The sequence below is a fragment of the Staphylococcus sp. 11511212 genome (assembly GCF_011394755.1).
GTDB classification, from domain to species: domain Bacteria; phylum Bacillota; class Bacilli; order Staphylococcales; family Staphylococcaceae; genus Staphylococcus; species Staphylococcus chromogenes.
Genome location: NZ_JAANBQ010000003.1, coordinates 302746 through 321273 on the forward strand (window position 1 = coordinate 302746; position 18528 = coordinate 321273).

Genomic DNA, 18528 nt, shown 5'->3' on the forward strand with positions numbered 1-18528 from the left:
TTGAGTCATCGTTATATTCCATTAACAGAGAAAGACCAAAAAGAAATGCTAGACACTATTGGTGTTAGCTCAATCGCTGAACTTTTTGGAGACGTTCCTGAAAATGTTTACTTAGATAGAGATTTAAACATTGCAGATGCAGAGGCTGAAACGCAACTATTAAAAAGATTAAATAGAGTAGCTAGCAAAAATATAACAAAAGAAACACATGCGAGTTTCCTTGGGGCTGGGGTTTATGACCACTATACGCCATCAGTTGTGGACGCAATGATTTCTCGTTCTGAGTTCTACACTGCATACACACCTTACCAACCTGAAATTTCACAAGGTGAATTACAAGCGATTTTCGAATTCCAAACAATGATTTGTGAACTAACAGGAATGGATGTTGCGAACTCATCTATGTATGATGGTATTACAAGTTTCGCAGAAGCATGTATCCTCGCATGGGACAAAACTAAAAAAAGAAAACTTGTTGTTTCTAAAGGAATGCACTATCAAGCCCTTCAAGTACTTCACACTTATTCACAAAGTCGTGAGCAATACGAAGTTGTAGAAGTTGATTTAGATGGTACAATTACTGATCTTGCTAAATTGGAAGAAGTCATTGATGATGATACTGCAGCAGTTGCAGTTCAATATCCAAACTTCTATGGATCTATTGAAGACTTAGAAAAAATCAAATCTTTCATTGAAGGTACAAAAGCCTTATTTATTGTCTATGCAAATCCTTTAGCACTTGGATTATTAACACCTCCTGGTGAATTTGGTGCTGATATTGTAGTTGGTGATACTCAAGTATTTGGTATTCCATCACAATTTGGTGGACCACACTGTGGTTACTTTGCAACAACTAAAAAGTTAATGCGTAAAATTCCAGGTCGTTTAGTAGGTCAAACTCAAGATGATCACGGAAATAGAGGATTTGTATTAACATTACAAGCACGCGAACAACACATTCGTCGTGAAACTGCGACATCAAATATTTGTTCAAACCAAGCACTTAATGCATTGGCATCATCTATTGCAATGTCTGCCTTAGGTAAACAAGGACTCCAAGATATCGCAATCCAAAACATCGAAAACGCCAACTATGCTAAAGAACAATTTAAATCTAATGGTTTTGAAGTTTTAGAGGGAACTTCTTATAATGAGTTCGTTGTCAAATTTGACTCTTCAATCGAAGAAATCAATAAGAAATTATTAGATGAAGGTTTTATTGGTGGCTTTGATTTAGGTGCTGTAGATGACCAATTCAAAAATCATATGTTAGTTGCAGTTACAGAACTTCGTACTAAAGACGAAATTGATACATTCGTGAAGAAAGCAGGTGAGCTTAATGGTAAGTAAATCAAGTCCATTAATTTTTGAACGCTCTAAAGAAGGTAGATTTGCATATTCATTACCACCAAAAGAAATTGACAACGGGGTCGCAGAAAAAATATTAGATGATAAATTTATTCGTAAAAGCAAAGCTGAATTCCCAGAAGTGGCAGAACTTGACTTAGTACGTCACTACACTGAACTTTCTAATAAAAACTTCGGTGTCGATACTGGTTTTTATCCTTTAGGTTCTTGTACAATGAAATACAATCCTAAAGTCAACGAAAAAGTAGCTAGAATCGGTGGTTTTGCTGAAGCTCATCCATTACAAGATGTTGATCAAATTCAAGGTTCATTAGAAATCATTTATAGTTTACAAGAAGAATTAAAAGAAATTACAGGTATGGATGAAATTACGCTTCAACCTGCTGCAGGGGCACATGGTGAATGGACAGCACTTATGGTATTTAAAGCTTATCACCTTAAAAATGGTGATACGCAACGTGATGAAGTTATCGTACCTGACTCAGCACATGGTACGAACCCAGCTTCTGCTCACTTTGCTGGCTTCAAATCGGTAACGGTTAAATCTAATGAAAAAGGCGAAGTAGATATCGATCACCTTAAAGAATTAGTAGGTGATAAAACTGCAGCCATCATGTTAACAAACCCTAATACTTTAGGTATTTTCGAAACTAACATTATGGAAATTCGTGATATTGTACACGAAGCTGGCGGTCTTTTATACTATGATGGCGCAAACTTAAATGCGATTATGGATAAAGTACGTCCTGGAGATATGGGATTTGATGCGGTTCATTTAAATCTTCATAAAACATTCACAGGTCCACATGGCGGTGGCGGTCCTGGTTCAGGTCCAATCGGTGTGAAAAAAGAATTACGTCAATTCTTACCGAAACCTCTTGTTGTGAAAAATGGAGACCGTTTTGTTTATGATAATGATATCGAGTATTCTATCGGACGTGTTAAACCGTTCTATGGTAACTTTGGTATTTATCTTCGTGCTTACACTTATATCCGTACAATGGGATATAAAGGTCTTAAAGAAGTGTCAGAAGCGGCAGTACTTAATGCCAACTACATTAAAGCACGCTTAAAAGACACATTTGTCATTCCATTTGATCAATACTGTAAACATGAATTTGTACTTAGTGGAACGAAACAGAAAAAACTTGGTGTCCGTACTTTAGATATGGCTAAACGTCTTCTTGATTTTGGTGTTCACCCACCAACAGTCTACTTCCCATTAAATGTTGAGGAAGGTATGATGATTGAACCAACAGAAACAGAATCTAAAGAAACTCTAGATTATTTCTGCGATGCGTTATTGCAAATTGCTAAAGAAGCGGAAGAAGACCCTGATAAAGTTTTAGAAGCACCACACACAACAATTATTGATCGTCTCGATGAAACAACTGCTGCACGTAAACCAATCCTTAAATTTGAAGGACTCAAAGCAGAAAAAGAATAGTGATATATGTATTAAAAATGCCTAGGCTCCTTTGCCTAGGCATTTTTATGTATAAGACCACAAAAAAGGGATGGATGCCAATCATCCAATCCCCATAAAAGTACGTCTATTTAGATGCTATAAAGGTTTTAGTAAAAGTTTGTTTCAAGGAACCTCTTATTTTTTAGATTTAATCTTTCCTGTCCACTTTTTATAGCCGCCTTTAAGCATATATAACTCTTTATATCCTTTTTTCTTCAACGTACGTGCGGCTCTATAGCTGGCTATCCCATTCGCATCGATTAAATAAATTGGCTGGTCTTTACGTAACCCTTGATATCTTTGTCGAAACATCGTCATTGGAATATTACGTGCGCCATTGATATGGCCATAATCATAATCTGCTTTTTCTCTTAAATCAATCACTTGCGCTTTACGTAGCCCTTGCTGGAAATCTTCTTGATTAAGTTCTGTCACTGCTTTTTTGTTTAAGAAAAAGTTTAGAAGCATCCATGCAATGACAGCTACAAGAACAATTATAGCGATTATCATAACGTTGCTCATCTTGCATCCTCCCTAAATTACCGATATTATTATTATAAAGGTGATATGCAAATTTATCAAAATTTTTTAACGATAAATCAATTACTTTTAAACAGATTCAATTTTAAGGATCTCTTTAAATTTTTAGACAATGAGGGAGTTTTTCACATGACTGAAACATGGCATTTTATTAATACAGGGAAACGTGATCCATATTATAATATGGCTTTTGATGAGGCATTATTAAATTTCGTTTCACGAGGTGAAATAGATCCGGTCATCCGCTTCTATACATGGAATCCACCAACGTTATCCATAGGATATTTTCAACGTCTTGAAAAAGAAATCGACATTGCCAAAGTAGAAGAAAAGGGGTACGGCTTAGTTCGTAGACAAACCGGGGGGCGTGGTGTCCTTCATGACAAAGAACTCACTTATAGTGTTATTGTTCCAGAATCACATCCAGCTATGCCTAAGACGGTTACTGAGGCTTATAGAATCATATCTACCGGTTTACTAGAAGGGTTCAAACTTCTAGGCTTCGATGCTTATTTTTCAGTACCACGTTCAAAGGAAGAGCGTGAAAAATTGAAACAACCGAGAAGCTCTGTTTGTTTTGATGCACCAAGTTGGTATGAGTTGGTCGTCGAAGGTAAGAAAATTGCTGGAAGTGCTCAGACTCGCCAAAAAGGTGTCATCCTACAACATGGCTCTATTCTACAAGATGTTGATATCGATGATTTATTTGATATGTTTATCTTTAAAAATACGCGACTAAAAGATAAAATGAAAGAGGCTTTTGTAGATAAAGCGATTGCCATTAATGACCTTTCTGATAAAAAAGTAAGTTTAGAAGAAATGGAGCATGCCTTTTATGAGGGTTTTAAAAAAGGGTTAGATATTGAATTTAAACCTTTAGAACTTTCAGAGGCACAATTACAAGAAGTGGAAGAACTATGTGAAAAATATCGTTCTAAAGAATTTTTATATCGTAAATAAACAAAAAAGCACTGTTTGTCTCAATCAAAGAGATACAGTGCCTTTTTTATTAACGTCGACGTCGTATTTTATTTTTCCATACGGCTTTTTTATATTTTCGTTGATCCGGTGTTAAAAAGAAAAAGAAATAAATCAAAAAAATAATCCCTAAAAATATAATTACCACTATAAGGGTGTTCACCAAACTAAACAAAACAGCGTCTAAGTTAAATAATAGCCCTATAATAGCAACAGCTATAATAATCCCAAAAAATATATTCTGTAATGCTTTCATGATTTTCTCCTTTACTGATTCTCAGTTGAATTTACGTTGACTTCCAAATTAACGAGTTCCTGTCTTCCTTTATTAATTTGTTTAAGATCTTTTTTATCGTATCCTTTTTTAATGTCATTGAAAGATGACTTAATTTGTTGTTGTAGTTTTTGGACCTCCTTGTCTTGTTTTTTAATTTCACTGTTCTTTTTGATTTCTGAGGAATCTATGTTGTCTTTATAGGTCGAAACAGCCTCTTCATGGTCACTGATAATAGCATCCAATTGGTCATTTACATCATTATTTTTCTTGTTTTTGAGTACTTCTTTATCAATCTTTTGATATTCATTAATCAAGTGAGTGAGTTCATTATAATAATCAGAGGAAACTTTTAAATAATCAGACATGGTTTGATTCTTTTTCGCTTGCCTTTTATTTTGATTATCTTTATCCAATGCTTCCAATTGTTTTTGCTTTTGCGCATTTTCATTCTTAATTTCTTGGTTTTCTAGTTTGAGATCATGATTTTTATCGCTTAATTTAGTACTTTTTTCTTCTAAAGGCAATAAATTTTGACTCCCACAGGCTGTTAATAAAATTGAAGATACGAGAAATAGACTTGCTACCTTTTTCATAACTGACTCCTAATCCAAAGTTTTTCACTATACAAGTATTTATTTTACGGTATCATAGAAGTAATCACAAATAAATAAGGGGGCAAATTTTATGAATATAAGACTCAAAAAAGTCAAAGCATTGTTAGAAAAAAAACAACTTGATGGTATTGTGATTTTAACAGACTTCAATCGTCGATACCTTTCAGGGTTTACTGGCTCTAGTGGTGGATTGTTAATCACTAAAGATAAAAATATTCTTTTGACAGATTTTAGATATATAGAACAAGCAACAAAACAAGCACCTGATTTTCAAATTATTCAACATACAAAACCTTTATTAGATGAGATGGTTGAGCAATTTAAAACATCTCATTTGTCAAACATTGGTTTTGAGAGTCATCTCGTTTCTTATGATACATTTTTAAATTTAAATAGAGGGCGCCATGACCTTATTACTTTAGGAGACGAAATCGAAAAAATTCGCATGGTCAAAGACGATAACGAAATTCAATCCATTGATAAAGCCGCAAAAATTGTTGATGATGCATACCACTACATATTAAAAATTGTCGAACCAGGCATGACTGAAAAAGAGGTTAAGGCCCATTTAGAAAGTAAAATGTTACACTTAGGCTCTGAAAAAACATCATTTGATACGATTGTTGCTTCAGGCTATCGGGGCGCATTACCACATGGGATTGCCACTGATAAAGTTATTGAAAAAGGCGATATGGTCACTTTAGACTTTGGCGCTTATTATGATGGTTATGCTTCTGATATCACGCGCACATTTGCTGTAGGTGAGCCAAGTGCTAAAATGAAAGAAATTTATGAAATTGTGTTAAAAAGTCAAGAAACAGCTGTAGCTCAAATTCGCCCTGGCATGACAGGTAAAGAAATAGATTCTATTGCTAGAAAAATAATAGAGGACGCTGGATATGGTTCAAATTTCGGTCATTCTCTAGGTCATGGCGTAGGGCTCAATGTACATGAAATGCCAAACCTATCTCAAAAATCGCATCAAGTACTGGAGCCTAACCATGTTGTCACAATTGAACCGGGGATTTACGTGGAAGGTGTAGGCGGAGTCAGAATAGAAGATGACATTTTAATTACTGAAAATGGAGGTCGACGCTTTACTAATTCAACAAAAGACCTTATTATTTTATAAGAGAGTGATACTTGAGGAGGAAAATGCATGATTTCTGTAAATGATTTCAAAACAGGTTTAACAATTTCAGTTGATAACGGGATTTGGAAAGTAATTGAATTTCAACACGTTAAACCAGGAAAAGGATCTGCATTCGTAAGATCTAAATTACGTAATTTACGTACGGGTGCTATCCAAGAAAAAACTTTTCGTGCAGGTGAAAAGGTAGAACCTGCTATGATTGAAAATCGTCGTATGCAATATTTATATGCTGACGGGGACAACCATGTATTTATGGATAATGAATCTTTTGAGCAAACTGAATTAACAACAGCTTATTTAGAACATGAATTAAAATTCCTTAAAGCAAATATGGATGTTCAAATTCAAACATACGAAGGTGAAACAATTGGAGTAGAACTCCCAAAAACTGTTGAACTTCAAGTGACTGAAACAGAACCTGGTATTAAAGGTGATACAGCAACTGGTGCTACTAAATCAGCGACAGTTGAAACTGGTTACACACTAAATGTGCCGTTATTCGTAAACGAAGGTGATACGTTAGTGATTAACACTACTGACGGTAGTTATGTATCACGTGCATAATTTTCTCATTAATAAGAGCGTTTTTATCTTTATTCAATGTAGAATAATTAAGCATTAATAAGTTAGTTGTAATAAAATAATCAATTTGGGGTTGGACATGAATGGATGTGCCAACCCCGTTTTACTGTATCATCCACTGGTATTTGCTTGAATTGGTCCATTTCCTCAAGTAAAATAGTATGATAGAAATAATTCAATCATAAGGGAGAAACATTATGAATTTTAAAGAGATTAAAGAGTTAATTGAAATTTTAAGTGACTCTAATTTAACTGAAATTAATATTGAGGATAAAGGGACAGTTGTTAATCTGAAAAAAGAAAAAGAATTGGTGACACAACAAGTTACAGCAGTTGCACCGACAAACATTGCACCTGCTAGCGCTGAACCTCAAGTGGTACAATCTGATGTTTCGAATAATGAAGTAAAACAAGATGATAATTTACAAACAATTACAGCTCCTATGGTAGGGACTTTTTATAAATCTCCTTCACCAGAAGAAAATCCATATGTACAAGTTGGAGACCAAGTTTCTGCAAATACAACAGTATGTATTTTAGAAGCAATGAAACTTTTCAATGAAATTCAAGCAGAAGTTTCAGGTGAAATCGTTGAAATTCTTGTAGAAGATGGACAAATGGTTGAGTATGGCCAAGCATTGTTTAAGGTGAAATAATATGAAAAAAATACTTATTGCGAACCGTGGCGAGATTGCAGTGCGCATTATTCGTGCATGCCATGAATTAGGAATTCAAACAGTGGCAATATATTCAGAAGGCGATAAAGACGCTTTACATACTCAACTAGCCGATGAAGCATACTGTGTGGGGCCTAAGCAATCAAAAGATTCATATTTAAACATTCCAAATATATTATCTATTGCCACTTCTACAGGTTGTGATGGCATACATCCGGGTTACGGATTTTTAGCAGAAAATGGGGACTTCGCTGAATTATGTGAAGCTGTACAATTAAAATTTATTGGTCCTAGTTATAATTCCATTCAAAAAATGGGGATTAAAGATATTGCTAAAGAAGAAATGAAACGTGCAAATGTACCTGTTGTTCCAGGCAGTGAAGGACTTGTTGAGAGTATTGAGCAAGCCATCGAAACAGCTAACACTATTGGCTATCCAGTCATTATAAAAGCAACTGCCGGGGGCGGTGGTAAAGGGATACGAATCGCGCGAAATGAAGATGAGCTCGTTAATGGATATAAAATGACACAACAAGAGGCTGAAACAGCGTTTGGTAACGGGGGACTTTACTTAGAAAAATTCATTGAAAATTTTCGCCATATTGAAATTCAAATCATGGGAGATGAACATGGTAATGTCATTCACCTCGGTGAACGTGATTGTACGATACAGCGCCGAATGCAAAAGCTTGTCGAAGAAGCGCCTTCACCTATTCTCTCAGAAAAGATGCGCCAGGAAATGGGCGAAGCAGCTGTTCGGGCAGCAAAAGCTGTTGAGTATTATAATGCAGGAACAATTGAATTCATTTATGACCTAGATGAGGATAAATTTTATTTCATGGAAATGAATACTCGAATTCAAGTTGAGCATCCAGTCACAGAAATGGTGACGGGGGTAGATTTAGTTAAATTACAAATCAAAGTAGCTATGGGAGAAAAGCTCCCTTATACTCAAGAAGATATTCAAATCAATGGTCATGCGATAGAATTTAGGATAAACGCTGAGAATCCTTATAAAAACTTTATGCCATCTCCTGGAAAAATCACTCAATATTTAACACCTGGCGGATACGGTGTACGTATAGAATCAGCTTGTTACAATAATTACATGATTCCTCCTTACTATGATTCTATGGTAGCAAAATTGATTGTTCACCAACCTTCAAGGGATGAAGCTATAATGACAGGATTACGTGCGTTGAATGAATTTGTCGTCATGGGCATTGATACAACCATTCCATTCCATATACGTTTGTTAGGTCATCCAGTATTTAGAGAAGGATTTTTTAGTACCAAATTTTTAGAGATTTACGATATTATGAACGAAGAAGGATAATTTAATATGGAGGCGAAGCAATATGGCTAAATCTGTTGGAAATTTCAATCCAAATCTTGGAACAGTCGAAATTGTACCTGAAGTCATTTCAGTAATTGCCAGTATCGCTGTTTCAGAAGTTGAAGGCGTACAAGGTGTTTTTACTGACATGAGAAACCAAACTTTGGAAAGATTAGGTGTAAAAAATTTAAGTAAAGGCGTTAAAGTTGAAATCATCGATAATGAAATCTATCTTAACGTGTATTGTGCACTAAAGTATGGTTCAAAAATTTCTGCAACAGCGTTAAGAATTCAAGAAGCCATCCATAGCGCAATAAAAAATATGACTGCGTTAACCCCAAAACAAATCAATGTGCATATTACACATTTAGAAATGAACGAAAATGGGCAACATTAATGATGAAACGGAGAAGATGTAATGAGTAGAAAACAAGCTAGAAGTCAAGCGTTCCAAACCTTATTCCAATTGGAAACTAAAAATTCAGAGTTAACAATTGACGAGGCGATTCATTTTATTAAAGATGAAGATCCTAATCTTGATTTTGACTTTATTTACTGGCTCGTTTCTGGGGTGAAAGATCATGAATCTGTAATTGACGAAACGATTGCACCTCATTTAAAAGGTTGGTCAATTCCTCGTCTATTAAAAACAGATCGAATTATTTTGAGAATGGCAACATTTGAGATGTTACACAGCGACACACCTAAAAAAGTGATTATGAACGAAGCGATAGAATTAGCCAAACAATTTAGCGACGATGATCATTATCGATTTATCAATGGCGTATTAAGTAATTTAAATAAAGATTGAGTGATACTATGACTACTTATTTAACTGTCTCTGCATTAACAAAGTATATAAAATATAAATTCGATAAGGATCCACACTTACAAGCAGTGCTTATCAAAGGGGAACTTTCAAACTTTAAAAAGCATAGTAGTGGTCACCTTTATTTTGCTATTAAAGATGAAAATAGCTTGATAAATGCCATGATGTTTAAAGCTCAAGCCCAACATCTTGATTTTGATCCAAAAGAAGGGGACCAAGTTTTAGTGGAAGCGCGTGTGTCTGTCTATGAACGAAGAGGCACTTATCAAATTTATGTTAACACTATGCAATTAGACGGTATCGGCAATCTCTATCAAAAATATGAACAATTAAAAAGTAAATTAGCAAAAGAGGGGTATTTTAATGAGGAACATAAAAAAGCAATTCCTAAATACCCTTCAAGAATTGCTATTCTGACTGCGCAAACCGGTGCTGCCATTCGAGATATCCAAAATACACTAACTTCCAGATATCCACTTGCTGAACAAATTAAAATTAGTACGCTCGTCCAAGGTGAAGCCGCAAAGGCGGATATCATTGAAAAGCTCAAATATGCTGATAGTTTAAATGTAGATACCATCATCCTTGGTCGTGGTGGAGGTTCTATTGAAGATTTATGGAATTTTAACGAAGAAGAGGTCGTCAAAGCCATATATCAATGTCAGACTCCTGTCATCTCGGCTGTAGGACATGAAACTGATACAACGTTAAGTGATTACGTCGCTGACATTCGTGCTGCAACCCCAACTCAAGCCGCTATGATTGCGACACCAGATCAAAATGACTTACTTCAAATGATTCAACAAAGTCGTGTCTTCATGACCCGCTTTATTAAACAGTATCTTAAACATGCACGGCAATATATCAATCAATATACGTCTTATTATAAATTTAAACAACCTACACTTTTATACGACCAACACATTCAAAAACGAGATGATTTAGATCGTATTCTACATGAAACGATGAAACAAAAATTGTTAAGTGAACAACAACGATTAACAATATTACAACAAAACTTTCATCTTAAACATTTTCATCAAAATATAATAAGACAACAAGAGCACCAACATCAATTAGCCTCCCAACTTATAAAGTTAACAAGTTCAACTTTAAGAAATAAAGAACAACAATTGATTCAAAAAATTGAAAGCTTAAACAATCTGAGTCCAACGCAAATCATGTTACGCGGATACTCCATAGTAAAAAAGGATAATGAAATTGTTTCTAGCCCAAAAGCTCTTAAAAACGGGGATGATATTGAAATTATGATGAAAGATGGACATGTAGAAGCAACTATTACAAAGGTAAGGTGTAAAAATGGCGACAGAAAATAAAAATTTTGAAGAAATGATGAAAGAACTCGAAACAATTGTTAATAAACTAGATAATGATAGTATCTCTTTAGAAGAAAGCATGGAATTATATCAAAAAGGGATGGCATTATCAAAGTCTTGTGAAAAGACATTAAAAGAAGCTGAAGAAAAAGTAGCAAAATTAATGGAAAATGAGGCGGTTTCTAATGATGAATCCGAAGTTGAATAAAATTTTAACTGATTTCAACGTAGCACTTAATAATAGTGTGACATCTTCTCCACTACAAACAAAATTAGAAGAAAGTATGCGCTATTCTCTAGAAGCTGGTGGCAAACGTATACGTCCGTTATTATTGCTATCCACGTTAGACATGTTATCTGAGAAGAGCTACCAAAGTGGTATGACTACAGCCATTGCACTAGAAATGATTCATACGTATTCATTGATTCATGATGATTTACCAGTCATGGATAATGACGACTATAGACGTGGAAAACCGACGAACCATAAAAAATATGGGGAGTGGTTGGCTATTTTAGCGGGAGATGCTTTACTCACTAAAGCCTTCGAACTTATTTCTAAACCTCAATCTTTGCCACCACATATACAAATAGAAATCATTCATTTACTATCTACGGCTAGCGGGCATTTAGGAATGGTAGGCGGTCAAACATTAGATATGCAAAGCGAGGGAGAAAAACTACAACTCCATCAATTAGAGACCATTCATAGCCACAAAACAGGGGCTTTAATTCATTTTGCAATTGAAAGTGCAACAATCATCTCCGAAGCACCTTCACATGTCAAAAATTTACTTTCAAACTTTGCAGAACAATTGGGTATCATTTTTCAAATTAAAGATGATTTGCTAGATGTCAATGGTGATCAAGAAAAATTGGGTAAACCTGTAGGAAGTGATATTCTTAATGATAAAAGTACTTACGTTTCATTGCTAGGTGAGGCAGGTGCAGAGAAACAACTCTCGTCACATGTATCTAAGGCAACTGAAATTTTAAATACTTTATTAAAAGATTATGATACTACAAATTTAAACGAACTATTAAAATTATTTTATCAGCGTCAAAAATAAATACGTTGATGATACAATGATTTAGGGTGATAAAAATGGATGTACGTGAAATTAAAGATCCCTCATTTTTAAAAAATTTGAGTGTGAAAGAATTAGAAGCTTTAAGTGAAGAGATACGGCAATTCCTAATACAAACATGCTCAAAAACAGGGGGGCACATTGGTGCTAACCTTGGCGTCGTTGAGCTAACCATTGCACTTCACAAGCATTATAATAGCCCACAAGATAAAATTCTTTGGGATGTAGGACATCAAAGTTATATACATAAAATTTTAACTGGTAGAGGACATCAATTCGACACTTTACGTCAATATAAAGGACTCTGTGGTTTTCCGAAACTCAGAGAGTCAGAACACGATGTGTGGGAAGCGGGACATAGTTCCACTTCGCTTTCTGCTGCCATGGGTATGGCAAAAGCGCGTGATATCATGAATCAAAATCACCATGTGATACCTGTTATAGGAGATGGCGCGCTTACAGGTGGTATGGCATTGGAAGCACTTAACAATATCGGTCATGACCGCACAAATATGACTATTATCTTAAACGATAATGAAATGAGTATCGCACCAAATGTTGGCGCGATGCATAATATGTTAGGTCGTATTCGGATGAATCAAGGTTATAACAAGCTCAAACTTGATGCTGAAACAGTATTAAGTCGTCTACCCGGAGGAAGCAGAATCCGTGAATCTGCTGATCGTATAAAAGATAGTTTAAAATATCTTGTTGTAGACGGTGCCTTTTTTGAAGAACTTGGTATTCGATACATTGGACCAGTAGATGGTCACAATTACGAAGAACTTGAAAATGCCCTTCAAACTGCAGATTCTATCAATAAACCTGTGCTCATACATGTGGTGACCAAAAAAGGAAAAGGTTATCAACCTGCTGAAAATGATAAAATCGGGACATGGCATGGATTAGGACCTTACAAATTAGAAACCGGCGAACAAATTAAAGGCCAACCAACGGGTCCTTCTTGGAGTCAATTTATGAGTGATGAAATTCTATCTTATGCTAAACAAGATAAGCGTGTTGTCGCAATTACACCCGCGATGCCTGTCGGTTCTAAACTTACAAAATTCCAATCTGAGCTTCCGGAGCAATTTTTTGATGTTGGGATTGCTGAACAACATGCAGTAACGATGGCTGCTGGATTAGCAGTAGAAGGATTCAGACCTTATGTTGCTATCTATTCAACATTTTTACAACGGGCGTATGATCAAGTCCTTCACGATGTGGATCGTCAAAAACTTAACGTTATATTTGGCATTGACCGTTCAGGATTAGTGGGGGCTGACGGTGAAACGCATCAAGGGGTATTTGATGTGGGATTTTTAACTCAATTTCCTAATATGACGGTAACTATGCCTAAAGATGAAAATGAGGCACGCGATTTAGTTTACACTGCAATGCAACATTCACAAGGTCCCTTTGCTATCCGCTACCCAAGAGGTAACGGTTATGGTGTCCCTTTAAATAAGAAAAAAAGCTTAATTGAATTAGGGACTTGGGAACAGTTATCCACTGGCCAAGATGTCACTTTGATTAGTTACGGACCTACTGTTCATACAATTATTGAAGCTGCTGAATTGTTAACGAAAGAGGATATCTCTGCAACCGTTCTGAATGCGCGCTTCATTAAACCTATGGATATCAAAAAATTACATGAAGTGGGTCGTTCAAATCAACCCGTGCTTATAGCTGAAGAAGGAATGCTCAATGGCGGGTTAGGTAGTCAAATTGCAACATTTTTCATGGAACATGGCTATACGAATTTAATAAAGCGTATTGGTATTGAAGATGAATACATTGAACATGGAAATGTTGATCAAATTTTAGAAGATTTGAATTTAACCGCAAAACCTATCGCGCAAGAAGCAAAAAAGTTGGTCGACCGTAAAAAATCTAATTCACAATAAAAAAATATCTTCCCTTCAAAGTAAAAAAACAAGTTACTTTGAAGGGTTTTTTACTTTATTTGTATCATTTATAGTGAATTGGCAACATTTTTATACAATAAATGAATAGGTTATTGCTCTTTAGGAAATAGGTCCTAACTAGGTTATTAAATGATTGTATGGTAAAATCAATGTATAAATATTCGTTACGAGGTGTCTATTATGCCTAAAAAATCTGTTAGACATATAAAAATCAGAGAAATTATTTCTAATGAACAAATTGAAACACAAGATGAATTAGTCAAGCGCTTAAATGATTATGAAATGAATGTCACACAAGCCACAGTTTCTAGGGATATTAAAGAGCTTCAACTCATAAAAGTACCCGCGCCAACAGGTCAATATGTGTACAGTTTACCTAATGATCGACGCTATCATCCATTAGAAAAATTAGGCCGTTATCTCATGGATTCTTTTGTGAAAATTGATGGCACAGATAATTTGTTAGTCTTAAAAACCTTACCAGGAAACGCCCAATCTATTGGAGCTATCTTAGATCAAATCGACTGGGATGAAGTTCTTGGAACGATTTGTGGCGATGATACGTGTCTGATTATTTGCCGTACATCACAGGACGCTGATGAAATTAAAACACGTATTTTTAATATGTTATAAGGAAGCGATGCTATGTTACAAAGTCTATCCATTAAACAATTTGCAATTATTGACGAACTTGAAATTCAATTTGGTGAAGGTTTAACCGTTTTAAGTGGTGAAACAGGAGCTGGTAAATCTATCATCATCGATGCAATAGGTCAATTAATTGGGATGCGTGCTTCATCAGATTTTGTAAGACACGGAGAAAAAAAGGCGATAATTGAAGGCATTTTTGATATCGACCATGCAAAAGAAGCCTATATTGTTTTAGAACAAATTGGAATTGATTTATCCGAAGACTTTCTCATTGTCAAACGCGAAATTTTCAATTCTGGAAAAAGTATGTGCCGTATCAATAACACAACAGTCACGCTCCAGGACTTAAGAAAAGTGATGCAACAATTGCTTGACATTCACGGTCAACATGAAACACAATCCTTATTAAAGCAAAAATATCATATAGAGTTATTAGACCGTTATGCAGAAGGTCGCTATCAACAAGCACTTGATAACTACGAAAATACTTATTCACAACATAAAGAAAAAGTAAAAGAACTTGAAGAATTAGAATCAGCCGATCAAGCTCTGTTACAGCGTTTAGACTTAATGAAATTTCAGCATGATGAGCTTAAAGAAGCGCACCTACAAGAAGGAGAAATAGAGCAACTTGAAATCGATATTAAACGAATTCAGAACTCTGAAAATTTGAGTCATGCACTAAATGCGGCCTATGCTACTTTAACTGACGAACATGCGATTACCGATCGACTATATGAATTAAATAGCCAATTACAAATTATTGATCAAATTTTGCCCGAAACTTACCAAAAATTAAAAGAAGATGTAGATCAGTTTTATTACACATTAGAAGATGCAAAACATCAAATCTATGATGAAATAAATCAAACAGATTTTGATGAACAATATTTGAACGAATTAGAATCAAGAATGAATCTTCTTAATAATTTAAAACGTAAATATGGAAAAGATATTCCGGAGCTTATTAAATATACAGACAAAATTGAAGACGAAATCAATAAAATAGAGAACTATGAAGAAAGCACATCCCAATTAAGAAGTGAAATTAGTGACCTCAAACAACAACTTCAAAAAGATGGCGAAGTCTTATCTAAAGAACGGCGTATTGTTGCGCGCACATTACGTGACCACATTGTAGAAGAAATTCAAAACCTACAAATGAAAGACGCAAACTTAGAAATCGCTTTTACCCGCTATGATGCACCACAACAAGATGGTTTAGAACGGGTTGAATTTTTAATTAGCCCAAATAAAGGAGAACCACTCAAAAGTTTAAATAAAATTGCGAGTGGAGGGGAACTTTCACGAATTATGTTAGCTTTAAAAAGTATTTTCGTAAATGCCCGAGGTCAAACTGCTATTTTATTTGATGAAGTCGATTCCGGCGTTTCAGGTCAAGCGGCACAAAAAATGGCTGAAAAAATGAAACAAATCGCGTCCGTTATACAAGTCATCTGTATTTCGCATTTACCTCAAGTTGCATCAATGAGCGATCATCACTTGTATATTTCAAAACATGAAAAAGATGATCGTACGACAACACAAGTTCAAGAACTCAGTGGAGAGGAACGCGTTCAAGAGGTGGCACGGATGATCTCAGGAGCGACAGTTACAAAATTGACTTTACAAAATGCCAAGGAAATGATTGAACAAAATCAACATTAAAGAGGTGTAGCCAGTTGGATTTTAACTTGTTATTTCAACATAAACAGAACTTCACAGGACATATTGCGATGATTAATGCCATTAACGAATCGTCAATTCAAGTTATACGAGAGATATTAACTCAAACCAATGCATCATTTTCACTTTATAATCATCAAGATGTTTCCGAACTGATTCGCTCCTATGAAATGCCTGCCGCACTGTTAGAACGCATTCATATTCATACGTTTGATAGTGTGCATGAGGCAATTGCGCAATGTTTGCAAGACTTGGATAATCAGCGTATAGACATACTGATGAAAGGTTTGATTTCAACTGCGGAATTATTATCAGCGGTTTTAAAACATTTAAACCAAACTATGAAAATTCCTTTTTTCATGAATCACCTTGCGTGTTGTGAGATACCTGACTATCATAAACTGTTATTTATATCAGATGTTGCCTTAAATGTGCAACCTACAGTAGAAGAACATCAAAAAATAATAAAGAACATTAAGCACTTTGCCACACAACTAGGTTACCAAAAATTAAAGGTCGCCATGTTGTCTTCAGTGGAGACAGCTAGTTCCAAAATCCCATCTTCAACTCAAGCAGTGGAACTTAAACAAATATTCTCTAGGGAAAATGATGAGATTCAAGTGGAAGGTCCATTAGCATTTGACAACGCAATTAACAAACAAAGTGCAATATTAAAAGGTATTGATTCACCAGTAGCTGGAGATGCCGATGCCTTAATCGTCCCACAAATTGATGTAGGCAATGTATTATATAAATCACTCACATATTTTGGTCGTGCACGAGTGGCAAGCTTGATTATTGGGGCACCTTATCCAATCATTTTGACTTCACGCGCAGACTCTGTCTCAAATAAAGTCAATTCAGTTTTGCTCGCTTTAAAAGCTTTATCATAATGTAAGGTTCGAATCTCAAACATCTTTGAAAATAACTTTAGAAAGAGAGGATTTTATGAGCCGCATACTTGTTTTTAATTTAGGAAGTACGTCAAGTAAACTTGCCCTTTACGAAGACGATACCGAAGTTGTGGGTACGAATATCGTTCATGATTCTGAAATAACAATTTTAAATATAATGGATCAAAAAAAACCTAGACGTGAAGCTATGATGCAATGGTTATCACAAAATGAAATATCCATGTCAACCATTGATGCTATAGCATGTAGGGGTGGTTTACTCAAACCTATCCCCGGTGGAACATACAAAGTTAATGAGGAAATATACAAAGATTTAAAGACAATTAAATATGGCGTCCATGCCTCAAATTTAAGTGCAGTCCTTGGTTATGAAATAGGCGAACAGTTTCACCTTCCTGTCTTTATTTCAGATCCTGTCGTCGTTGATGAACTCATTCCTGAAGTTAGATTCACAGGTTTTCCTGAAATTCAAAGAAAAAGTATCTTTCATGCACTCAACCAAAAAGCGGTTGCTAAAAAATACGCAGAAGAAATACACAAAAACTATGAACAATTAAATTTAATTGTGATACATATGGGTGGGGGTGTCAGCGTCGCGGCCCATAAAAATGGAAAAGTCATTGATGTGAATGAAGCACTTTATGGAGAAGGCCCTATGGCTTTAAATCGTTCGGGAACTCTACCGAATGATGCGCTCATCGATTATCAAAAAAACTATCAATTGAGCAATAACGAGATGAAAAAACGTTTTGCTTCAAATTCAGGGTTACAAATGTATACTGGATCGACAGATTTTAAATGGATAATGGCAAATTATGAGGCCAATCCTAAAATAAAATTAATCATAGATACGTTTGCCATTCAAATTGTAAAGACAATTGGTGAGCGGGCCACTTTATTACAAGGAAATGTAGACCAAATCATCTTTACTGGTGGTATGAGCTATAGTAATACGTTTATTCAATTGTTAAGACCCTACATAGAGTGGATTGCCTCAATCAGTGTTTATCCAGGAGAATTTGAAATGCAAGCCCTCGCTGAAAATGCGCAACATGCTTTAAATGGTATCATTCCTATAAATAGGTATAGTTAGGAGAATCAT

Annotated in this window: 20 protein-coding genes; 17 read left to right on the top strand and 3 right to left on the bottom strand. The window is 35.3% G+C overall.

The features are described 5' to 3' along the window. Both gcvPA and gcvPB read left to right on the top strand, forming a co-directional pair. Window positions 1-1350, top strand: coding sequence for an aminomethyl-transferring glycine dehydrogenase subunit GcvPA (gene gcvPA / locus G8Y84_RS02925; RefSeq protein ID WP_103159093.1), 1350 nt, complete (start codon window positions 1-3; stop codon window positions 1348-1350). Further along, the gene (gene gcvPB / locus G8Y84_RS02930; RefSeq protein ID WP_165806099.1) at window positions 1340-2815 is read left to right on the top strand and encodes an aminomethyl-transferring glycine dehydrogenase subunit GcvPB; all 1476 of its coding nucleotides are present in this window, start codon (window positions 1340-1342) and stop codon (window positions 2813-2815) included. Before gcvPA ends, gcvPB begins: the two co-directional genes overlap by 11 nt. Before the next feature lie 156 nt (window positions 2816-2971). Here the strand turns inward: gcvPB and G8Y84_RS02935 are convergent, their stop codons facing one another. After that, window positions 2972-3358, bottom strand: a complete 387-nt coding sequence (locus tag G8Y84_RS02935) for a rhodanese-like domain-containing protein (protein ID WP_037573877.1) — start codon at window positions 3356-3358, stop codon at window positions 2972-2974. A gap of 147 nt (window positions 3359-3505) precedes the next feature. Between G8Y84_RS02935 and G8Y84_RS02940 the strand changes: the two genes are divergently transcribed. After that, window positions 3506-4336, top strand: a complete 831-nt coding sequence (locus tag G8Y84_RS02940; protein ID WP_037573874.1) for a lipoate--protein ligase family protein — start codon at window positions 3506-3508, stop codon at window positions 4334-4336. 49 nt (window positions 4337-4385) lie between these two features. On the opposite strand, the gene G8Y84_RS02945 is transcribed toward G8Y84_RS02940, so the two are convergent. Next, a complete protein-coding gene (locus tag G8Y84_RS02945; protein ID WP_037573873.1) occupies window positions 4386-4610 on the bottom strand; it encodes an SA1362 family protein in 225 nt (74 codons plus the stop codon). Between the two features lie 11 nt (window positions 4611-4621). Further along, on the bottom strand, window positions 4622-5224 hold the full coding sequence (locus G8Y84_RS02950; protein WP_107367457.1) for a hypothetical protein: 603 nt from the start codon (window positions 5222-5224) through the stop codon (window positions 4622-4624). Between the two features lie 91 nt (window positions 5225-5315). Here G8Y84_RS02950 and G8Y84_RS02955 point away from each other — a divergent pair, with 91 nt between their 5' ends. From G8Y84_RS02955 to buk, 14 genes are all read left to right on the top strand, one after another. Further along, window positions 5316-6377 carry a M24 family metallopeptidase gene (locus tag G8Y84_RS02955; RefSeq protein ID WP_165806100.1) on the top strand — a complete coding sequence of 354 codons (1062 nt, stop codon included), beginning with the start codon at window positions 5316-5318 and terminating at the stop codon, window positions 6375-6377. A 27-nt stretch (window positions 6378-6404) separates the two neighbouring features. Continuing rightward, window positions 6405-6962, top strand: coding sequence for an elongation factor P (efp, locus tag G8Y84_RS02960; RefSeq protein ID WP_037573865.1), 558 nt, complete (start codon window positions 6405-6407; stop codon window positions 6960-6962). 215 nt (window positions 6963-7177) lie between these two features. After that, on the top strand, window positions 7178-7636 hold the full coding sequence (gene accB / locus G8Y84_RS02965; RefSeq protein WP_037573863.1) for an acetyl-CoA carboxylase biotin carboxyl carrier protein: 459 nt from the start codon (window positions 7178-7180) through the stop codon (window positions 7634-7636). Window position 7637: 1 nt separating this feature from the next. After that, complete coding sequence (gene accC / locus G8Y84_RS02970) at window positions 7638-8993, top strand: acetyl-CoA carboxylase biotin carboxylase subunit (RefSeq protein ID WP_037573862.1); 1356 nt, start codon at window positions 7638-7640, stop codon at window positions 8991-8993. Window positions 8994-9015: 22 nt separating this feature from the next. Further along, window positions 9016-9390: an Asp23/Gls24 family envelope stress response protein gene (locus G8Y84_RS02975; protein WP_037573860.1), complete on the top strand. Its 375-nt coding sequence runs from the start codon at window positions 9016-9018 to the stop codon at window positions 9388-9390. A 21-nt stretch (window positions 9391-9411) separates the two neighbouring features. Beyond that, window positions 9412-9804 carry a transcription antitermination factor NusB gene (nusB, locus tag G8Y84_RS02980; RefSeq protein ID WP_037573858.1) on the top strand — a complete coding sequence of 131 codons (393 nt, stop codon included), beginning with the start codon at window positions 9412-9414 and terminating at the stop codon, window positions 9802-9804. 8 nt (window positions 9805-9812) lie between these two features. Next, window positions 9813-11159 carry an exodeoxyribonuclease VII large subunit gene (xseA, locus tag G8Y84_RS02985; RefSeq protein WP_165806101.1) on the top strand — a complete coding sequence of 449 codons (1347 nt, stop codon included), beginning with the start codon at window positions 9813-9815 and terminating at the stop codon, window positions 11157-11159. After that, window positions 11143-11367 (top strand): exodeoxyribonuclease VII small subunit, encoded by a 225-nt coding sequence (locus G8Y84_RS02990; protein WP_037573854.1) that lies wholly within the window; start codon window positions 11143-11145, stop codon window positions 11365-11367. The genes xseA and G8Y84_RS02990 overlap by 17 nt, the downstream gene beginning before the upstream one ends. Next, a complete protein-coding gene (locus G8Y84_RS02995) occupies window positions 11345-12229 on the top strand; it encodes a polyprenyl synthetase family protein (protein WP_165806102.1) in 885 nt (294 codons plus the stop codon). The genes G8Y84_RS02990 and G8Y84_RS02995 overlap by 23 nt, the downstream gene beginning before the upstream one ends. Before the next feature lie 35 nt (window positions 12230-12264). Beyond that, window positions 12265-14154: a 1-deoxy-D-xylulose-5-phosphate synthase gene (gene dxs / locus G8Y84_RS03000; RefSeq protein WP_165806103.1), complete on the top strand. Its 1890-nt coding sequence runs from the start codon at window positions 12265-12267 to the stop codon at window positions 14152-14154. A gap of 201 nt (window positions 14155-14355) precedes the next feature. Beyond that, window positions 14356-14808, top strand: coding sequence for a transcriptional regulator AhrC/ArgR (gene ahrC / locus G8Y84_RS03005; protein ID WP_037573850.1), 453 nt, complete (start codon window positions 14356-14358; stop codon window positions 14806-14808). A gap of 12 nt (window positions 14809-14820) precedes the next feature. Further along, on the top strand, window positions 14821-16494 hold the full coding sequence (gene recN, locus G8Y84_RS03010) for a DNA repair protein RecN (protein WP_119505152.1): 1674 nt from the start codon (window positions 14821-14823) through the stop codon (window positions 16492-16494). Between the two features lie 14 nt (window positions 16495-16508). After that, a complete protein-coding gene (locus G8Y84_RS03015) occupies window positions 16509-17405 on the top strand; it encodes a phosphate acyltransferase (RefSeq protein WP_375712600.1) in 897 nt (298 codons plus the stop codon). A 55-nt stretch (window positions 17406-17460) separates the two neighbouring features. Beyond that, complete coding sequence (gene buk / locus G8Y84_RS03020; RefSeq protein ID WP_165806104.1) at window positions 17461-18519, top strand: butyrate kinase; 1059 nt, start codon at window positions 17461-17463, stop codon at window positions 18517-18519. Window positions 18520-18528 lie beyond the last annotated feature (9 nt).

Coding starts and splice junctions, on each gene's coding strand:
- accC (WP_037573862.1), top strand. CDS start 7,638: ATGAAAAAAATACTTATTGCGAACCGTGGCGAGATTGCAGTGCGCATT.
- G8Y84_RS02955 (WP_165806100.1), top strand. CDS start 5,316: ATGAATATAAGACTCAAAAAAGTCAAAGCATTGTTAGAAAAAAAACAA.
- nusB (WP_037573858.1), top strand. CDS start 9,412: ATGAGTAGAAAACAAGCTAGAAGTCAAGCGTTCCAAACCTTATTCCAA.
- buk (WP_165806104.1), top strand. CDS start 17,461: ATGAGCCGCATACTTGTTTTTAATTTAGGAAGTACGTCAAGTAAACTT.
- G8Y84_RS02990 (WP_037573854.1), top strand. CDS start 11,143: ATGGCGACAGAAAATAAAAATTTTGAAGAAATGATGAAAGAACTCGAA.
- xseA (WP_165806101.1), top strand. CDS start 9,813: ATGACTACTTATTTAACTGTCTCTGCATTAACAAAGTATATAAAATAT.
- G8Y84_RS02975 (WP_037573860.1), top strand. CDS start 9,016: ATGGCTAAATCTGTTGGAAATTTCAATCCAAATCTTGGAACAGTCGAA.
- recN (WP_119505152.1), top strand. CDS start 14,821: ATGTTACAAAGTCTATCCATTAAACAATTTGCAATTATTGACGAACTT.
- G8Y84_RS02935 (WP_037573877.1), bottom strand. CDS start 3,358: ATGAGCAACGTTATGATAATCGCTATAATTGTTCTTGTAGCTGTCATT.
- ahrC (WP_037573850.1), top strand. CDS start 14,356: ATGCCTAAAAAATCTGTTAGACATATAAAAATCAGAGAAATTATTTCT.
- accB (WP_037573863.1), top strand. CDS start 7,178: ATGAATTTTAAAGAGATTAAAGAGTTAATTGAAATTTTAAGTGACTCT.
- gcvPB (WP_165806099.1), top strand. CDS start 1,340: ATGGTAAGTAAATCAAGTCCATTAATTTTTGAACGCTCTAAAGAAGGT.
- G8Y84_RS02940 (WP_037573874.1), top strand. CDS start 3,506: ATGACTGAAACATGGCATTTTATTAATACAGGGAAACGTGATCCATAT.
- dxs (WP_165806103.1), top strand. CDS start 12,265: ATGGATGTACGTGAAATTAAAGATCCCTCATTTTTAAAAAATTTGAGT.
- G8Y84_RS02945 (WP_037573873.1), bottom strand. CDS start 4,610: ATGAAAGCATTACAGAATATATTTTTTGGGATTATTATAGCTGTTGCT.
- G8Y84_RS02950 (WP_107367457.1), bottom strand. CDS start 5,224: ATGAAAAAGGTAGCAAGTCTATTTCTCGTATCTTCAATTTTATTAACA.
- efp (WP_037573865.1), top strand. CDS start 6,405: ATGATTTCTGTAAATGATTTCAAAACAGGTTTAACAATTTCAGTTGAT.
- G8Y84_RS02995 (WP_165806102.1), top strand. CDS start 11,345: ATGATGAATCCGAAGTTGAATAAAATTTTAACTGATTTCAACGTAGCA.